The following is a 16,270-nucleotide window of genomic DNA, read 5'->3' as shown; positions in this document are numbered from 1 at the left end:
TACGGGAGCGATGGGATGTCAATGAAGGAACAAATTATCGTTTTGGGCGGAGGCATTATCGGATTGTCCTGCGCGCTTGAGCTGCAAAGGCGGGGCTACCAAGCCGTCTTGCTGGAGACAAAGAGCTGCGGCGGGCAAGCCTCAGGAGCGGCTGCGGGCATGCTGGCTCCCTACTCGGAGAATGTAGAGGGCCCCGATGCTTTCTTTCAGCTTTGTTTGGAGAGCTTGCAGCTTTACCCGGAGTGGCAGAGGACAGTGAGGGGAATTTCCGGCCAGTCGTTTGAATATAAGGAGTCAGGCAGCTTGTACGTGGCGTATCATGATGCCGATCTGCTGGCGCTGGAAGGCAGGCTGTTATGGCAGCGGGAATACGGTTCTTCCGGCTCAATCGTGGAAGGTGCTGCATTGCACCGTATGGAGCCGATGCTGACAGGTGAGGCAAGAGCTGCGTTGTATACGCCCGAAGAGAGCCATATCTATGCTCCCCATTATGTACGTGCGCTTGAGGAAGCATGCAGAAGACTCGGTGTACACATTTATGAGGAGCTGGAGCACCTTGAAATTGTGGAGTGGAAGAGCGAGGCGGTTGTCCGTGCTGCGGATGGGCGTTTCTTCGAGGGAGATCAACTGCTCGTATGCTCTGGCGCGTGGGCGCAGCAGCTCGCGGATACCTTTCATATGAACATTCCCGTCTATCCCATTCGCGGGCAGATTTGTGCTTACGAGGTGGATGCTCAGCCGGTTTCGCATATGGTCTTTTGCAATCAAGGTTATTTGGTAGGTAAAGCGAATGGCACACTGGTATGCGGCGCTTCAGAGGATGTGGCCGGTTACGACACTGCAGTTACAGAAAAAGGCATTACCCGGCTACAAAATTGGAACAAGCAGCTGCTTCCTTTTCTGGAGGACCAAACGCCGTTTCACAGTTGGGCGGGTCTCCGTCCTGCGACGCAGGACGGCTATCCGTTAATCGGGCCAGTCCCGGAAACGAGCAGGGTAGTGCTTGCCGTTGGGCATTACCGAAACGGTATTTTACTTAGCCCGGTGACTGCGCTGCTGGCGGCTGATTATATTGCAAACAAGCAGCATGCCGCCTTTAATCAGACATTTTCACCGAGTCGTTTCAGTTAGTCACCTATAAGCAAACCTTTCCTTTGGCTCCGTTTGTGCCCTCATCCTGTGATGAGGGTCTTTTTGTTGTTTTAAAATGCATGGACAGCATATGAGCTGATATAGGCTCTTTCTCAAGATAAGCGCTTGCTAACTCAACATGGAAGTTGTATTCAAGGATGTACCTAAATAGTCTTCTTTTGCTGTAACAAATGAGTTAGTAACTAAGCTTGGGAGTATTAAGGTGGATGCGGATGGTTCGTTTCACGAAAATGCTGCGGTAACTAAATAAGCAGACGTAAGAAAATAATGAAATGAGTTGCTATCATTCGTAGGATGGGAGTTGATTTAGAGTGGTTATGAATTAGCAGGAATTTCTCCCTATAGAGGGGGGATTCCATCTAAACCGAAATATAGAAGAGCTACTATAGCACTTAATTCTTGCTGCCTTGCCTCGCATCCAACTGCTTCTGTATTTCCCTCTGTACTTCTTCGATGCCTGCTTGCTTAAGCTCCTCGTTAAACTTGGGGAGGATCGTGTCAACATCGACGGTGCCAGTCATGAGGCTGGGATAATATTTCTTCCAAATCATCTCGATGTTTTCGGTTTTGGCGTTCAGTTTGGATAAGTCAGGCGTAAAGCCGAGCACGTTAGATTTGACTGCTTCAGCATTGTTTTTACGGAATTGATCCCATTTATCGAGAGGTTCCGGGTTATCACCGCCCATGGTTCTCAGGATAAACCAGTTACCCTGCGTATATTGTACACCTGCATAGCTTGCTGGCGCATCCGGGATCGGGTCGCCGTGGCTGTCTTTGCCGGGAATGGGGACCGCTTGCCCATTTTCGCTCAGCGTGTAATGCACTCCTTCAATTCCATAATTAAATAAGTTTCGTAGTTCAGGATCGGTATTGAGCATGTTCAAGAACTTGATAGACTCAATGGGATGTTTGGTATTGGCATTAACAGCCATGATTCCTCCACGGACGGATTCTGTGGTAACGACGTTAGGGGTTACTGGATTCGATACAATCGTATAGCCGCGATCCTTACTCCATGTCGTCTCCGAGATGGGGCCGCCACCGGAGGACTTCCAGAACACTTTATCCCCACGTTTAAGTCCACCTGGCTCCCGCAGTGCAGCGTCTTTGTTTATAAATCCTTCCTTATAGTAACGCCTTAATATATCTAATACTTCCCTAGCTTCCTTTGTCTCAAAGATATTAACAACTTTAGGGTGAGCATCCAGTGATTTTACCATTAACGGAACTTTATTGTTCACAATATATTCGTAGCCATAAAGAGCAAAGAAATTATGCGAATCCCGATCTAATTCCATGGGGATGTACGCAGGCTCCTTCTGCTGAATCATCCGCAACAGCGGTTCTAGCGATTCAAGCGTATTGTATTTGGTAATGTCGATATCGTATTTTTTTACGATGGAAGCAGGGTACATCCAATGATCACGCACGGCCAGCTCTTTATTGGTCGGTACCCCATAAATGCCTCCGTCATTCATTTGTACCCCTTGCCAAAAGATGGGGTCAACGGTGTTGTACAAATCCTTGCCTAGACCCGTAAGATAATCATCAAGCTTCAGCCATGCGCCGCGCATAGTCGTAGTTGCATAGTTGGATGCGAAAGCAACGTCGAAAGGAGTGCCTGCGGATATAAGGGTGTTCAGCCGATCCTCATACTCCTGCCAACCGATCTTGATATAGGTGATCGTTACGCCAATTTTACGAGCAGTGATTTCATTGATTTTATCATTTACGAGCTTCAAGTCCTTGTCGGGCTCTCCAATCGTGTAATAAATCAGGTTGACGGTTTCACTATAATCGATATCATTGATATTTCTGCTAGGCTGCCGGGAGCAGCCGGTTGAATACGCTGTGAGCAGCAGTATCATACTGATCGTCATGAAGATACTTTTGTATCTAGAGCACTTTTGCATCAATATTCTCCATTCTGCTTTGATCGTTGTTAACCTTTTCCCCGCAGATCAGAGGGAGACTTCCCGAAAAAGCTTTGAAAATGGGTATAGAAATAATTTAGATTATTGTAGCCTACGGAAATGGCGATAGATGAAATTTTTTCATCTGACGATTGAATGCGTTCTTGTGCGAGAAGCATTCGGTAAGCCATAAGATATTCCGAAAATTTCATTCCAGATTCTTTAAGAAATAATTGTCCAAGGTAGGTGCTGTTCATCTGGAAGAGCTCTGCCACCGATTTTAAGGTAATGTTCTGCGTGTACTCCGCCTTAATCATTAACAAAATGCGGTTGACCAGCTTGGATAAGCTAGTATAACTTACACCTAATACCGGGTCCTTGTTCAAGCTCTCGCAGCTAGCATTGCCTATCGTGCCATGGAGATCTTCAACAATAATTTTCTCAATGACTTGCTGCAGCTTTGTACGATCTAAAGGCTTAAGCAGATAGTCTTTCACACCACAGCGAATGGCTTCTTGAGCATACTTGAATTCACTATAGCCGCTCATAATGACATATTTGGTAGGAATTTGGAGCTCGTTAAGCCTTTGGATCGTTTCATAACCAAGATCCTTGCCAACGCAGACATCAAAAATCGCGACGTCCGGCAGCAGGTCTACAACCTTGGACATGGCCGCCTCTGTAGATTCGCACGTATCTATTCGACTGAAGCCGTATTGTTTCCAGTCTAAGATTCGCTTCATCCCCTCCAAAATCTGTGGTTCGTCATCCATGATCAGCAGTTTGTACATGCTCATTCACCTCTTTTGGAATCCGTACAGAAATCTTAACGCCAGCTTCCTCATTGTTTTCAATCTCTATGGAAAAGCTTTTCCCGTAAAAGAAGTTAAGCCTTGTATATACATTGCGTAAGCCGATACTCTCGGAATAAGTATCGTCCTGGTTGGACAGCGTGCTGCGCACGGAGTTTAATCGCTCGGCTTGAATGCCACGCCCATTATCTACGAATTCCAATACATAATAGTGTTCAGCTTCCCAGCCGTTCACGACATACAGATTAAACTCGCTGCTTGCGCTAAAGCCATGGATGAAAAAGTTCTCAGCCAAAGGCTGCATCCAAAATTTCACGGTAGGGATCGAGAGTAGCGCAGGGTCTACATTGACTTGATAAAAAAAACGTTCCGGATACTTAAATTCCATGATCTCTAAGTATTTATGCAGCAATTCCAGCTCACTTGCAATCGTAATAATATTTTCCTTCTTTACAATTTCGCGGTAAAGCGCCCCTAACGTAGCAATGGCATCAGCGGTGTCTCTGTCTTGGTTAACCAGTGCAGTGGAGCGAATAACCTCCAATGTATTGTAAAGAAAATGAGGATTGATCTGATTTTGGAGTGCTTTCATTTCGGTTTCTTGCTGCTTTAGTTTAAGCAAATATTCGTTCCGAATATGTTTATCCAACTGCTGAATCATATCGTCTAATTCCCTTGCGATCATGCCGTATTCATTTCGGCGATAACGGGCAGGGCGATTTGGTGTGAAATTGGCTGTTTTCACGCGTCCAATCGATTGAATAATGCGGTGCAGGAAGCGGGAGTCATCCCGCATATTGTACACAATGAGCAGCAGTACGCTAATCATGGTCGTTAGTACGATTAGAAAGATCGTGATCAGCATCTTGGCATGCTGCCGAATCAGCATCGATAAATCAACGATGCTAACAAATTTGAAATTGAACTTAGTTGACGGAAAGGTGATATAAAAGCTGTGCTCAAAAATTCCCTTCGATATATAACCATGGCTGCGTCCATTCGCCGCGGCTATAAGGGATAATTCCTTCAAGTCTTGGCCTTGTTCGCTGCCGATAAGATAGATCTCACCGGAAGCGCTGACTGCAGCAGCCTCTCCCAATCGATAATTTTGGATCGATTTAAAGATTCGGTCACTGCTGACCAAGAAGCGAAGCTCCCCTAACTCCTTAGAGCCGTGTGCTAGATCCGATAGTTTCTTGCGATATACGAAGCCTTTTAGGATGGTATCATGGAAAGCTTCATCTGTGTTTGGAAGACCGAACATAAAGCTCGCGATTCCGTTATCGTTAAAGTGTACGACATTGCCATACTGGCTGGTATGCAGACTAACCTGCGTAATTCCGCCTTGCGCCCAGCTATACAAGTAGGTTTTAATATCCTCTGGGAAAGATACCAGCGGCTGTGAAAATTGGCTGTTTTGCAAACTATTGGTTAAGTAGCCCTCGGCACTGCTGCTTAAAAAGCTGCGAGCATCATCCATTAGACCATGATTGGAGTAGATGCGCTGCATGTAAGCCTCAATTCGGTCGGCATCATACTGCAATTCATTCTCTACACCAGCGAAAGCATTAGCAGCCTCTAAACGGGCATCGCCAACCCATTGATTCAGCAGCATGGCACAAGTTAGAATGCCAAGCGCGAGTCCAATGGTCACGACGAAGATGACATAGGCAATAAATTTGTAGCGATAAATCTTGATTTGTAAAAAAGAGCTCATAGGGCACCTCAATTGCAGCAGCTAGCCTTAAAGTAAGCGTTTACCATACCACTTTAACATGATTAAGCAAAGCTTCATAGGTAGCAAGAAGAAAGCATCCCATACAGAGTGTCTCTATAAGGGATGCTTTGTTATTTTACTTGAAGTAATTATTAATTTGCTCTTGGGCAGCTTTCATAATCGTGTCCATGCCAGCAGATTTTAGTTCAGCTGTAAGCTTTGGTATCACTTTCTCAGGATCGGATGCGCCAGTGATGAGTTCATACTTGTATTTATCCCATACCGATTGGCAATTGGCTACTTCAGTTTGAAGATTGCTGATGTCCAGCGCGAAACCTAGCAGAGTGGAAGATGTCGCTGCATCGTTCAGCTTTTTAACCTGATCCCACTGATCCTCAGGAGCACCTTTGGTAACGGCTAGGTTAAAGAACGTAGCTTGGGAATAAGCAGCCAGTGGCCAAGTATCGGAAGTACGCTCGATGACCTTTTCGCCATCGACATTTTTGTAGTCCACGTCTAATTCACCGAATGCCAGCATATTGCGCAGTTTTGAATCTGTGTTAACTAATTCGAGGTACTTCAATGCTTCCTTCTTGTATTTCGAATTCGCAGAAATGGCGTTCAGGGAGCCTTGGATCGTACTTGTTGTATAAATAGGCCCGAAGTGCTGAACCATATCATACTTTTGAACAGCATCATTGATTTGCCAGCTTACTTCTGCGCCTGGGAATGCCTGCGCGGCAAAGAATGGTCTGCCTTTGTCGTTCTCTGTTTTAGTCGGAGCATCAGGGTTGATGATGCCATCTTGATACCATTGGTGCAGGAGCTTCAGATCAGCCATAATATCAGGCTGCTCAAGAACAGAGACAACTGTACGTGAAGCATCGTCAGCTTTGACTCCAATTGGAGTAAAGCCTAGCGTTAGATCGTCATAATTGTTGAAGAAACCGTTCAAGCCTTCACCTTGCGTCATTGGCAATGGGTAGAAGCTCTTGCCTTCGCCAGACTTTATGCTGTGAAGAGGTGCATCAAGGTCCTGCAGTGTTTTGATGTTGTTAATGTCGATATTGTATTTTTGCACGAATTTATCATCGTACACCCAATATTGAGTCAGCGCAGAATCCTTATAGGTAGGAACGGAATAATACTTGCCGCCAATTTTCGTGCCGTCCCATACCTTTTCTGGAATCAATTTGTATAAGTCAGGAGTTTCACTTTGAACCAGATCAGTGATATCGGCAAAAGCTCCCATAGCTACCTGCTTGCTGTATTTGCCGCTGTTTGTGAACATAATGTCGAAGGGTTCGCCTGTATTCACAATCGTGTTAATTTTGGTGTCCCATTCGCCCCAACTGGCTACCTTGATGTCAATTTTTACACCAATTTTCTCTGCTGTATAGGCATTCATGGCATCAATCGCTTTGCTGAAGTTATTCGGGACTTGGCCGCCGATGGTCCACCAGACGAGCGTTGGAATATCTTTACTAGGTGTTTCCGTGTCCTTTGGTGCATCTGTAGCTGCATTAGATGTCTTCGGCTCATTTGTTGCAGTTGGAGAATTTGAGCCGGAGCAGGCTGCTAAGGCTGTCACCAGTAGTGTGAGAATACAAAGCGTAGAGATGAGCTTCCAAGATTTCTTCATTTCATTTCCCCCTTATTGAAGTTGTGTCACCGTAACAGTGGTACAGTGATCTATCATAAACCAAGCTAGCTTGGCTTATTTCGTTGGTTATCCTTTGACAGCGCCGATCGTTAATCCGGAGATAAAATATTTCTGGAAGAACGGATAAGCGAAGGCTACAGGCAAAACGATGATTATGGCTACAGCCATACGGGCAGATTCCTTCGGCATTGTTGCAACAAGCACGGCATAGCTAACGCCCATGCTTGCAGCATTTTTGGCAAGGGCATCCACATTGCTCATCAAGCTATTTAACAGTGCCTGCAGAGAATATAAGTTCTGGTTGTCGATATACAGCATCGATTGGAACCAGTCATTCCAGTACGAGAAGCAAAGGAACAATCCAATGGTTGCTATAACCGGCAAGGAGATCGGCAGGATGATGGAGAAAAAGATTCGCAGCTGGCTCGCGCCATCAATTTCAGCAGATTCAATCAGCCCATCGGGAATCGTGCTTTTAAAGAAGGTTTTGCATATAATAACGTTGAACGATGAGACAGCAAGTGGTAGAATAAGTGCCCAGACGCTATCTTTTAGTCCTAATAAGTTAGTATTAATGAAGTAGCTGGATACCAGACCGCCATTGAAGATCATGGGGATGAAAACGATCCAGGTTAGAAAACCATTTAGCTTGTAGGTTGGGCGAGAAAGCACATAGCCCATGGAGGTGGTAAGCAATACGCCAAGCACAGTGCCAACCACAGTAACTAGAGCTGATACGCCGAGCGCCCGCAAAATCATCGTTCCCTGCTTGATTACATAGCCGTAGGCCTCTCCTGACATTGCAACCGGCAGCAGATGATATCCTGTCTCCCGAATGGAGTCCTCGCTGGACAAGGAAATGGATAGAACAACGATGACAGGGATGACGCAGAGCAGCGCCAAGACGATAAATATCAGATGGAAAGAGATGTTTACGACGTTGCTTGTTCGGTTGAATTTCTCAAGGCCTGATTCATAAGTCTTTCTCGTTGACATGGCGTGACCTCCTTACATCATCGCGCTATCCGGATCAATTTTGCGAACAATCCAGTTAGCGATTAGAATAGTTGCACAGCCCAGAACCGACTGCACGAATGCGGCGGCAGCTGCCATCCCCAAGGTAGCGGATTTCAGTTGTTTATACACCATGACATCGATGGTGGTAGATACATTGAACAGGGAGTTGGAATCTCGCGTGACCTGATAGAATAAGCCAAAGTCGGTGTAGAATATACGTCCAACTGCCAAGATGAACAGCATGACGATAACAAGTTTGAGCATGGGCAAAGTAATGTATCTCGTCTGCTGCCAAATGGAAGCGCCATCAATTACAGCTGCTTCATAGTAGGTGCTATCCAGGCTTGTGATGGTTGCCAGATAGATGACCATGCCGTAGCCTAAGCCTTTCCAGACATTTAAGAGAATAAGAAAGTAGGGCCAATATGCCGGCTCCATATACCAGTTAACAGGATCGCCGCCCATATTGACGAGCATTTGATTGACTATTCCTTTGTCAAAGCTTAGGAACGCCCAGCCTACCGCCGAGACGACAACCCAAGATAGGAAATAGGGGAGGAACATCATCGTTTGATAGACTTTGCTCGCCTTGCGGCTGTGGAGCAGTCCGATCATGATAGCGAGCAGGACGGGCAGCACAATGCCTAGGACGATAAAGATAATGTTGTATCCAATGGTGTTTCGAATAATGATCCAAGCGTCATTCGACTTAAATAAGAATTCAAAGTTTTTGAAGCCTACCCAAGGACTATTAAATACATTGCTCAGAAATCCGCCGCTAATTCTGAAGTTTTTGAAGGCAATAATGATCCCGAACATAGGGATGAAACAAAACAGGATGTACCAGATCGTTGTCGGCAAAGCCAAGAGGGTGAGTTCCGTATCCTGCTTGTGCCAACGGATTCGTAAGCGCTTTCTTTTATCTTGAAGCTGAACAGTCGATTTCATGCTTTTGCTCCTTTCGGTGTCTTCTCTGTTGTGTTGTACTTGTTAGGTACATTGTATAGTAGGAGGATTGGGTGGTTCTAGACAACAAACTTGATACTATAGTCAACAAACGTTAGATTCAGAAAATTCTGCTGATGGTGTGTATCTTCTCCAAATTCTCGCATTAATTTCCCATAGGTTAATAAACCACCCAATGTCCAATGACCATTCCAATGGTTGCTTAAAAAAGTGACATAATCGATTAAAAAACGGCATACCATTTGCGGGCAGCGGGAATTAAACTTTGATAGAGCAGGGTGAGAAGGAGGAGAACAGGAATGAGCGAACGTACACGCAAGCAGGGTAAGGTCCATGTCAAATCTCGTAGAGCTATCGCTCGGCTCTATGCGGCTGAGGATGCCATGTGGCTTCCGTTTACAGAAGAGGAACAAAACATGAAAACGGACGTGAATTCAGCTTTTAACATAGATGCTTATAAATGGGAATGATTCGAGGGGCTGCTCGGCAGCTGTGGGCCAAATCGCGAGGCTATAACCGTTTGCCGCGCAGTCCGGGCATATGTCCAATATGGAAACGCCGGAGGCGTTTAACCAAACTTTATTTTCTTTTCTGCAAAATCGATCTTAATGCCTTAATGGCACCAAGCCAAGGACAAACATTTCGTATCATCTGAAACGTGCTTTGTTATTAGACGTAACACCATAATAAAAATGTAGATGAGGGGTTGATGGTTGGATGTGGCATGGCGATTCTTTATTAGAGAAGCTGTATAATGAGGCAGTTAACCAGCATCAAGCTGATTCGGGGCGCGAGCTCCGCAATGAAAGAAGACCAAAGCTTAAGGCAGCCCTGCGTGAGGTTATCGGTCAATTTGAGTCAAATCCCGGACATGTAGTGAAGCTTCTGGAGCGCGTACAATGCGATGGATACGTTCGCGAACGAGTGGAGCTGTCGGCGACTCCGGAACTGACCTTTGCAGCATATGTCCTTATTCCGGATCATGCGGAGGGGCCGCTGCCTGGGGTACTGGCGATTCATGGTCACGGCTATGGTAGCCGAGAAATCGTCGGCTTGCTCAAGGATGGCTCGCCTGATGAAGCAGAGCCGGGTATTCATCAGCATTTTGCAGTTCAACTGGTCAAGCGGGGGATGGTCGTTATCGCTCCCGATGTGATCGGCTTTGGCGAACGCCGACTGCTTGCCGATTTGGAGCTTGATCCAAATGCGCCCAGCTCCTGCTACAATCTATCTACGCAGTTGATGATGCTTGGCAAGACGCTGACGGGCTTACGCGTAACCGAGGCATTAAAGGCTTATAATTACTTGGCTTCAAGGCGTGAGGTGAACGCGGATCGCATTGGCGTGATGGGCTTCTCTGGTGGAGGTTTGATCGGCTACGTTACCTCTGTACTTGAGGCGCGAATCCGAGCAACCGTACTCACAGGCTTTACGAATACGGTTAAGGACAGCATTTTTGCTGTCCATCATTGCATCGATAACTATACACCCGGCTTGCTTGTTCATGCCGAGCTGCCGGAGCTGATCGGCCTTATCGCACCGCGCCCGTTGTTCCTCGAATCTGGTGAGCGTGATCCAATCTTTCCGGTGGCAGGCTTCCGTAAGGCAGCAGCGGAAATCAAGTCGATTTACGAGGAGGAGGGCGCGGGAGACAAGCTGGAAACCGATGTATTTCCGGGCGCCCACGAAATTAGTGGCCGCTTGTCTTACAATTGGCTGAAGCGCACATTATCTGCTGATTAACAAATGAAACTTATTCTCGTCCAATAGAATGTTACTTTTATACATTTGTCTGCCATGGCTGCTTCGCTAGAATGGAATATAGGCAACTACATGTGAAGGAGCGATGGCGAGGATGGACACAAATGCATATTTGAAAGCGATTAATCGTACTATTGCAAGCGGCAGGTTTAAGGATAATTGGGAATCGTTAAGCGAGTATGAAGTGCCTGCATGGTACAAAAAAGCGAAGTTCGGCATTTTCATCCACTGGGGCGTTTATGCTGTGCCTGCCTTTAAAAATGAATGGTACCCAAGAAATATGTATATCCAAGGGTCAGAGGAATACAAGCATCACATTGAAACCTACGGAGAGCATAAGGACTTCGGCTATAAGGATTTTATTCCAATGTTCAAGGCAGAGAAGTTTAATGCCGATGAGTGGGCGGAGCTATTCCAGCAGTCGGGCGCAAAATATATTATGCCAGTCGCCGAGCATCACGATGGCTTCCAAATGTACAAAAGCGATGTCTCTCATTTTAATGCCTATGAGATGGGACCGAAGAGAGACGTATTAGGTGAAATGAAAGCCGCGTTTGAGGGGCGGGACATGACGTTTTGCGTATCCTCTCACCGGGCCGAGCATTGGTTTTTCCTCTCCCATGGCAAGGAGTTTGAATCCGATATCAAGGAGCCGCTTGAGCGCGGAGACTTTTATTGGCCATCCATGCCAGAGCCTGATCATCAGGATCTGTATGGTTCTCCGCCAAGCCAGGAGTACTTGGAGGATTGGCTAATTAGATGCTGTGAGCTGGTAGATGAATACAAACCGAATATTTTCTATTTTGACTGGTGGATCCATACGGCCGCATTCAAGCCTTATCTCAAAAAATTCGCGGCCTATTATTACAACAAAGCTATCGAATGGGGAATAGAGGTTGCCATTAATTACAAGCACGAGGCTTTTCATTTCGGAACGGCCGTGCCTGATGTGGAGCGGGGACAATTCGCTGCGCTGAAGCCTTATTTCTGGCAAACCGATACGGCGGTCGCAAAAAATTCATGGAGCTATACGCCGGGCAATGATTATAAAACATCGATTGAGATTATTTGTGATTTGATCGATATCGTCAGCAAAAACGGCAGCCTTTTGCTCAACGTGGGACCTCATGCGGACGGCACGATTCCGGAGGAGGATAAGCGGATTTTGCTTGAAATCGGCGATTGGCTGAAGATGAACGGCGAAGCCATCTACGATACGAGCTTTTGGCGAACGTTTGGCGAAGGACCGACCTTGGTTGAGGAAGGCCAATTCACGGACGGAAAGACGAAAGCGTTCACAAGCGAGGATATCCGCTTTACGGTGAAGGGAAGCCGATTGTATGCCATCGTGCTTGTCTATCCGGAGAACGGAGTAGTGAAAATAAAAGCGTTGCGGGAGAAATCTCATGATTTTCACGGGATGATCAAAGATATCAGCATTTTAGGCTTTGATGAGCAACCGGTATGGGAGAGAACGGAAGAAGCGTTGATCATAAAGACAAATAAGGTGCAAAGCGCGGCTCCAGTCGTGTTTAGCTTGAATATCGATTAATTAACCAAGAAGAATCCCTTCATGCTGCTCAATGTTTGTTGCTTATCTACAAAGATAAATGCAGACTTGCAGGGGCAGGGGATTTTTTTCTTTTTTATATTTCGTTATAGATCAAACTAAAAACATGGATGCACTCTAAAGTTTTCGTGAAGATTTTAAAAAGGATTGATCGTACGACATGTCTCCGAATTTGGAGCTTCCGCAAGCTAATTATTTGGTTAGCTTGCGGAAGGCAGCGGGGGAGAGGTTCATCCAGCGCTTGAACTGCTTGCTAAATTGTGAGATATCACGGTAGCCGAGCTGATAGGCGATGTCTTCTATTGTTAATTCGGGGTTAATGAGCAGCAGCTTTGCTTGGCGCACGATCAGCCCGGTTAAATATTGGCGCGGGGACATTCCGTACACCCGTTGGAATACGCGCTTGCAATGAGCGGGAGTATAGCCGAGCCGGACGGCTAGTTTCTCGATACTGATCTTCTCCTCCGTGGAACGGCTAGAAGCGCTGGCGCTCCGCAGCTCTCTTTCAATCGTTGCGGCGAGCGATACGTCGTTCTCGGAGGCCTCTTTTCCATGTATTTTGGCAGGACCGTCAGCAATGGCCCAATTCGTAAGCGCGGATAACAGTAGAAACGTATCGCTCAAGAAAGCAAGCCGATCCTGATGCAGGCCTGTTTGGGCATAAGGCAGCGTTTCCAATAATCTCTCAAGCGTGCTTCTGATCGCTGCTGAGGAAGGATGGCTTGTTGATAGCAGCGTCGTTTGCATGCCCATCAGGCTTCTGCGGAGTGTCAGGTCGTCAATATCAAAATGAAGGCAAAAATAGGTCATCGGCTCCTTATTGGGTGAACCGCTGCTGCTATGGAGAACACCGGGAGGAAGGAACAGAATATCGCCGATTTGCTGTACGAAGGAAAGATTATCCGCAAGCATGGTTTGTTCGCCTTCAAGCACCATGTTAAGCTCAAACATCGTGTGATGATGGTCGGGATAGCTCCATTGCTCGTTAACTGCGCGCTTATGCGCAGCCACAATTTGAAAGGCGAATTGCAGATCGGGCGTCATAAGCTCGTTTATGCTGTTTTCCAGTCCGAAGGGAAGATGGTTTCTCATCAAGCAAATTCCTCGCTAATTAGGATGAGTTCAGTATAGCATACCGGTGCGGTAGGGCAGCTGACGTTTTGTACAAATAAAAGTCCGTTATGTCCCTGTTTGGCAGTACGCAACGATCGTAAGATAGGAGGAGATCACACGACAAAGGAGCTGAATCCGTTTTGGCTAAAAATCAATTTTTTAATGCCCATCATTCCCCGATTGGTTCGTTTTCCAGCTTTACGCTTGGTTTTCCGGGCGCATCAGGCGGTTTTGACCTGGAGCTGGGAAGGCCTCCGAAGGAGAATATTTATATCGGCTTAGAACGACTGGACGGCAAAGGCTACGACACGCTGCCGTTCCATGACGTGAAGGAAGAAGACGAGAGCAAGCGCTATGATATCGAGAATCCTGATCCGAGCCCGGACAAGCCAAAGCTGCTGCATCCTTGGCCGCAGCAGGCGATCTCGCGTGATTTTAAGCTCACGACAGATACTTGGCAAGCAGGAGATTTAACCTTCCGAATCTATACGCAGGTTCGCTCCGTTCCCGATCCTTCGCTCGCTTCCGAGGAGGAACTCAAGGACGTGCTGGTTCCAGCAGTATTTGCCGAACTAACCGTAGACAACCGAAAATCCGACCGCAAGCGCAAAGCGATCTTCGGTTTTCAAGGAAGCGACCCTTACAGCTCCATGCGTAGAATTGTAGATACCGAAGGCAGAACAGGCATCGGCCAAGGCCGTCATGTTGCAATCGTGTCGGATGATCCGTCGGTTGCGGCTGCGCAGCATTTTAGCATGGAGGATATTCTTTCGGCCGAGCTTAAGGAGAACTGGACCTTCGGTCTCGGTCCGGTCTGCACCTTGTTGATGGATACAGAGCCGGGTGAGCTCAAGACCTATCGCTTCGCCATCAGTTTCTATAGAAGCGGTTATGTAACAACAGGCATCGATGCTTCTTATTACTATACGCGCTATTTTGCAAACGTCGAATCCGTGGCAGACTACGCCTTAACCCATTTTGACCGAATGACCTCGGAAGCTGTTCAGGCTGGTGAATTGACGGAGAAGGAAGGCTTATCCGACGATCAAATCTTTATGCTGAATCATTCGATTCGCAGCTACTACGGCTCCACGCAATTGCTCAACTATGAGGACAAGCCATTTTGGATTGTAAACGAAGGCGAATACCGGATGATGAATACGTTTGATCTAACGGTCGATCAGCTGTTCTACGAGCTTAAGATGAATCCATGGACGGTCAAAAACGAGCTGGATATGTTCGTGAAACGTTTTAGCTATGAGGATACGGTCCGCAAGCCTGGAGATAGCACGGAATACCCGGGCGGCCTCAGCTTTACTCATGATATGGGCGTTGCCAATGCGGTTTCCCGCCAAAGCTATTCCTCTTACGAGCTGTATGGCCTCGACGGCTGCTTCTCACATATGACCCATGAGCAGCTCGTGAACTGGGTGCTTTGCGCAGCGGCATATTACGAGAAGACGGCTGACCAGGAATGGCTCGCTGCCAACATGGAAGTATTTGAGCAATGTCTCGATAGCATGCTGAACCGTGATGATCCGGACCCGGCAAGCCGTAACGGGATTATGGGGCTAGACAGCTCGCGGACGATGGGCGGCGCTGAGATTACGACCTACGACAGCTTGGATGTTTCCCTTGGTCAATCCCGCAACAATATTTATTTGGCCGGCAAATGCTGGTCTGCCTACATTGCCATGGAACGGTTATTTCGGGAAAATGACCGCCCTTCGCTCGCAGAAACCGCGGGCAGCCAAGCGGACAAGTGTGCGGCAACAATCGTTAGCCACGTAACGGCTGAGGGCTACATTCCGGCGGTTATCGGCGAAAACAACGATTCCAAAATTATACCGGCGATCGAAGGGCTTATTTTCCCTTACGTGACGGGAGACCGCGCTGCTCTTGATCCCAACGGGCGCTTCGGCACCTATTTAGCTGCTTTGAACAAGCATTTGAGCTACGTGCTGCAGCCAGGCATCTGCTTGTTTGACGATGGCGGCTGGAAGCTTTCCTCGACGAGCAACAACAGCTGGCTGAGCAAAATCTATCTATGCCAGTTCGTTGCACGCGAGCTGCTTGGCCTTGCTTGGGAGGAGCGCGGGCATGCGGCCGACGCGGCACATGTGGAGTGGCTGACGCATCCCGAGCTGTCCATATGGAGCTGGAGCGATCAGATTATTTCCGGACGGATTACGGGCAGCAAATATTATCCGCGCGGCGTGACGTCGATTTTATGGCTGGAAGAAAGCCGCTTAACTAAATAGAACGGCACCGTATAGAGGGGCAGCACGTCTGCTCTTGCATATATGGTTAATAAAGCAGGGTTCTTTCTTGGCGTAGTTATTGCCGAAAGGACACTGCTTTTTTATTCACAGCAGTTGCATGGTGAGCTCGCCAAATGGTTCTGATGGTCATTTCGGAGATGCGGATTCTCATATAGCTGCCTATCCTGCACGGCTGCAGGAACTTTGTGCTGTTTGGTCTACATGACACTTCTATGTTGTATGGATGCATTAGAATCAGCCCTTTGTGTTACTTTTAGCTCTAAAATAGCTGCTTATATTGTACGTTCTACAACATACGAGCTTA

Annotated in this window: 12 protein-coding genes; 5 read left to right on the top strand and 7 right to left on the bottom strand. The window is 47.1% G+C overall.

Annotation, left to right across the window (positions count from 1 at the left end; genetic code table 11):
* Positions 1-21 precede the first annotated feature (21 nt).
* Positions 22-1,131 (top strand): glycine oxidase ThiO, encoded by a 1,110-nt coding sequence (gene thiO / locus E0496_RS04540; protein ID WP_141500547.1) that lies wholly within the window; start codon positions 22-24, stop codon positions 1,129-1,131.
* Between the two features lie 413 nt (positions 1,132-1,544).
* Here thiO and E0496_RS04535 read toward each other — a convergent pair whose 3' ends face one another.
* The 6 genes from E0496_RS04535 to E0496_RS04510 all read right to left on the bottom strand — a co-directional run bounded on the left by E0496_RS04535 (position 1,545) and on the right by E0496_RS04510 (position 9,222).
* The gene (locus tag E0496_RS04535) at positions 1,545-3,032 is read right to left on the bottom strand and encodes an ABC transporter substrate-binding protein (RefSeq protein WP_241674579.1); all 1,488 of its coding nucleotides are present in this window, start codon (positions 3,030-3,032) and stop codon (positions 1,545-1,547) included.
* Positions 3,033-3,094: 62 nt separating this feature from the next.
* A complete protein-coding gene (locus tag E0496_RS04530) occupies positions 3,095-3,856 on the bottom strand; it encodes a response regulator transcription factor (RefSeq protein WP_141500472.1) in 762 nt (253 codons plus the stop codon).
* Positions 3,831-5,594, bottom strand: coding sequence for a sensor histidine kinase (locus tag E0496_RS04525; RefSeq protein WP_141500471.1), 1,764 nt, complete (start codon positions 5,592-5,594; stop codon positions 3,831-3,833). The genes E0496_RS04530 and E0496_RS04525 overlap by 26 nt, the downstream gene beginning before the upstream one ends.
* A 136-nt stretch (positions 5,595-5,730) precedes the next feature.
* Positions 5,731-7,236, bottom strand: coding sequence for an ABC transporter substrate-binding protein (locus E0496_RS04520; RefSeq protein ID WP_141500470.1), 1,506 nt, complete (start codon positions 7,234-7,236; stop codon positions 5,731-5,733).
* 87 nt (positions 7,237-7,323) lie between these two features.
* The gene (locus E0496_RS04515) at positions 7,324-8,253 is read right to left on the bottom strand and encodes a carbohydrate ABC transporter permease (protein ID WP_141500469.1); all 930 of its coding nucleotides are present in this window, start codon (positions 8,251-8,253) and stop codon (positions 7,324-7,326) included.
* A gap of 12 nt (positions 8,254-8,265) precedes the next feature.
* Positions 8,266-9,222, bottom strand: a complete 957-nt coding sequence (locus E0496_RS04510; protein WP_139993719.1) for an ABC transporter permease — start codon at positions 9,220-9,222, stop codon at positions 8,266-8,268.
* A 317-nt stretch (positions 9,223-9,539) separates the two neighbouring features.
* Between E0496_RS04510 and E0496_RS35505 the strand changes: the two genes are divergently transcribed.
* The 3 genes from E0496_RS35505 (at position 9,540) to E0496_RS04500 (ending at position 12,553) form a co-directional block, all read left to right on the top strand.
* The gene (locus E0496_RS35505) at positions 9,540-9,710 is read left to right on the top strand and encodes a hypothetical protein (protein WP_161601311.1); all 171 of its coding nucleotides are present in this window, start codon (positions 9,540-9,542) and stop codon (positions 9,708-9,710) included.
* A 247-nt stretch (positions 9,711-9,957) separates the two neighbouring features.
* A complete protein-coding gene (locus E0496_RS04505; protein ID WP_141500468.1) occupies positions 9,958-10,983 on the top strand; it encodes a dienelactone hydrolase family protein in 1,026 nt (341 codons plus the stop codon).
* A 112-nt stretch (positions 10,984-11,095) separates the two neighbouring features.
* A complete protein-coding gene (locus E0496_RS04500; RefSeq protein WP_141500467.1) occupies positions 11,096-12,553 on the top strand; it encodes an alpha-L-fucosidase in 1,458 nt (485 codons plus the stop codon).
* A 210-nt stretch (positions 12,554-12,763) separates the two neighbouring features.
* Here E0496_RS04500 and E0496_RS04495 read toward each other — a convergent pair whose 3' ends face one another.
* Positions 12,764-13,663: a helix-turn-helix transcriptional regulator gene (locus tag E0496_RS04495; protein WP_141500466.1), complete on the bottom strand. Its 900-nt coding sequence runs from the start codon at positions 13,661-13,663 to the stop codon at positions 12,764-12,766.
* Between the two features lie 161 nt (positions 13,664-13,824).
* Here E0496_RS04495 and E0496_RS04490 point away from each other — a divergent pair, with 161 nt between their 5' ends.
* The gene (locus E0496_RS04490; protein ID WP_141500465.1) at positions 13,825-15,945 is read left to right on the top strand and encodes a glycoside hydrolase family 52 protein; all 2,121 of its coding nucleotides are present in this window, start codon (positions 13,825-13,827) and stop codon (positions 15,943-15,945) included.
* Positions 15,946-16,270 lie beyond the last annotated feature (325 nt).

This window comes from Paenibacillus luteus, from assembly GCF_006542765.1.
GTDB classification, from domain to species: Bacteria; Bacillota; Bacilli; order Paenibacillales; family Paenibacillaceae; genus Pristimantibacillus; species Pristimantibacillus luteus.
This window is presented reverse-complemented; position numbering and strand designations above follow the sequence as displayed.

Bases quoted from the DNA above. Each gene is read 5' to 3' on its own strand.
- E0496_RS04495 (WP_141500466.1), bottom strand. From the start codon at position 13,663: ATGAGAAACCATCTTCCCTTCGGACTGGAAAACAGCATAAACGAGCTT.
- E0496_RS04515 (WP_141500469.1), bottom strand. From the start codon at position 8,253: ATGTCAACGAGAAAGACTTATGAATCAGGCCTTGAGAAATTCAACCGA.
- E0496_RS04510 (WP_139993719.1), bottom strand. From the start codon at position 9,222: ATGAAATCGACTGTTCAGCTTCAAGATAAAAGAAAGCGCTTACGAATC.
- E0496_RS04530 (WP_141500472.1), bottom strand. From the start codon at position 3,856: ATGTACAAACTGCTGATCATGGATGACGAACCACAGATTTTGGAGGGG.
- E0496_RS04500 (WP_141500467.1), top strand. From the start codon at position 11,096: ATGGACACAAATGCATATTTGAAAGCGATTAATCGTACTATTGCAAGC.
- E0496_RS35505 (WP_161601311.1), top strand. From the start codon at position 9,540: ATGAGCGAACGTACACGCAAGCAGGGTAAGGTCCATGTCAAATCTCGT.
- E0496_RS04535 (WP_241674579.1), bottom strand. From the start codon at position 3,032: ATGACGATCAGTATGATACTGCTGCTCACAGCGTATTCAACCGGCTGC.
- E0496_RS04505 (WP_141500468.1), top strand. From the start codon at position 9,958: ATGTGGCATGGCGATTCTTTATTAGAGAAGCTGTATAATGAGGCAGTT.
- E0496_RS04520 (WP_141500470.1), bottom strand. From the start codon at position 7,236: ATGAAGAAATCTTGGAAGCTCATCTCTACGCTTTGTATTCTCACACTA.
- E0496_RS04525 (WP_141500471.1), bottom strand. From the start codon at position 5,594: ATGAGCTCTTTTTTACAAATCAAGATTTATCGCTACAAATTTATTGCC.
- thiO (WP_141500547.1), top strand. From the start codon at position 22: ATGAAGGAACAAATTATCGTTTTGGGCGGAGGCATTATCGGATTGTCC.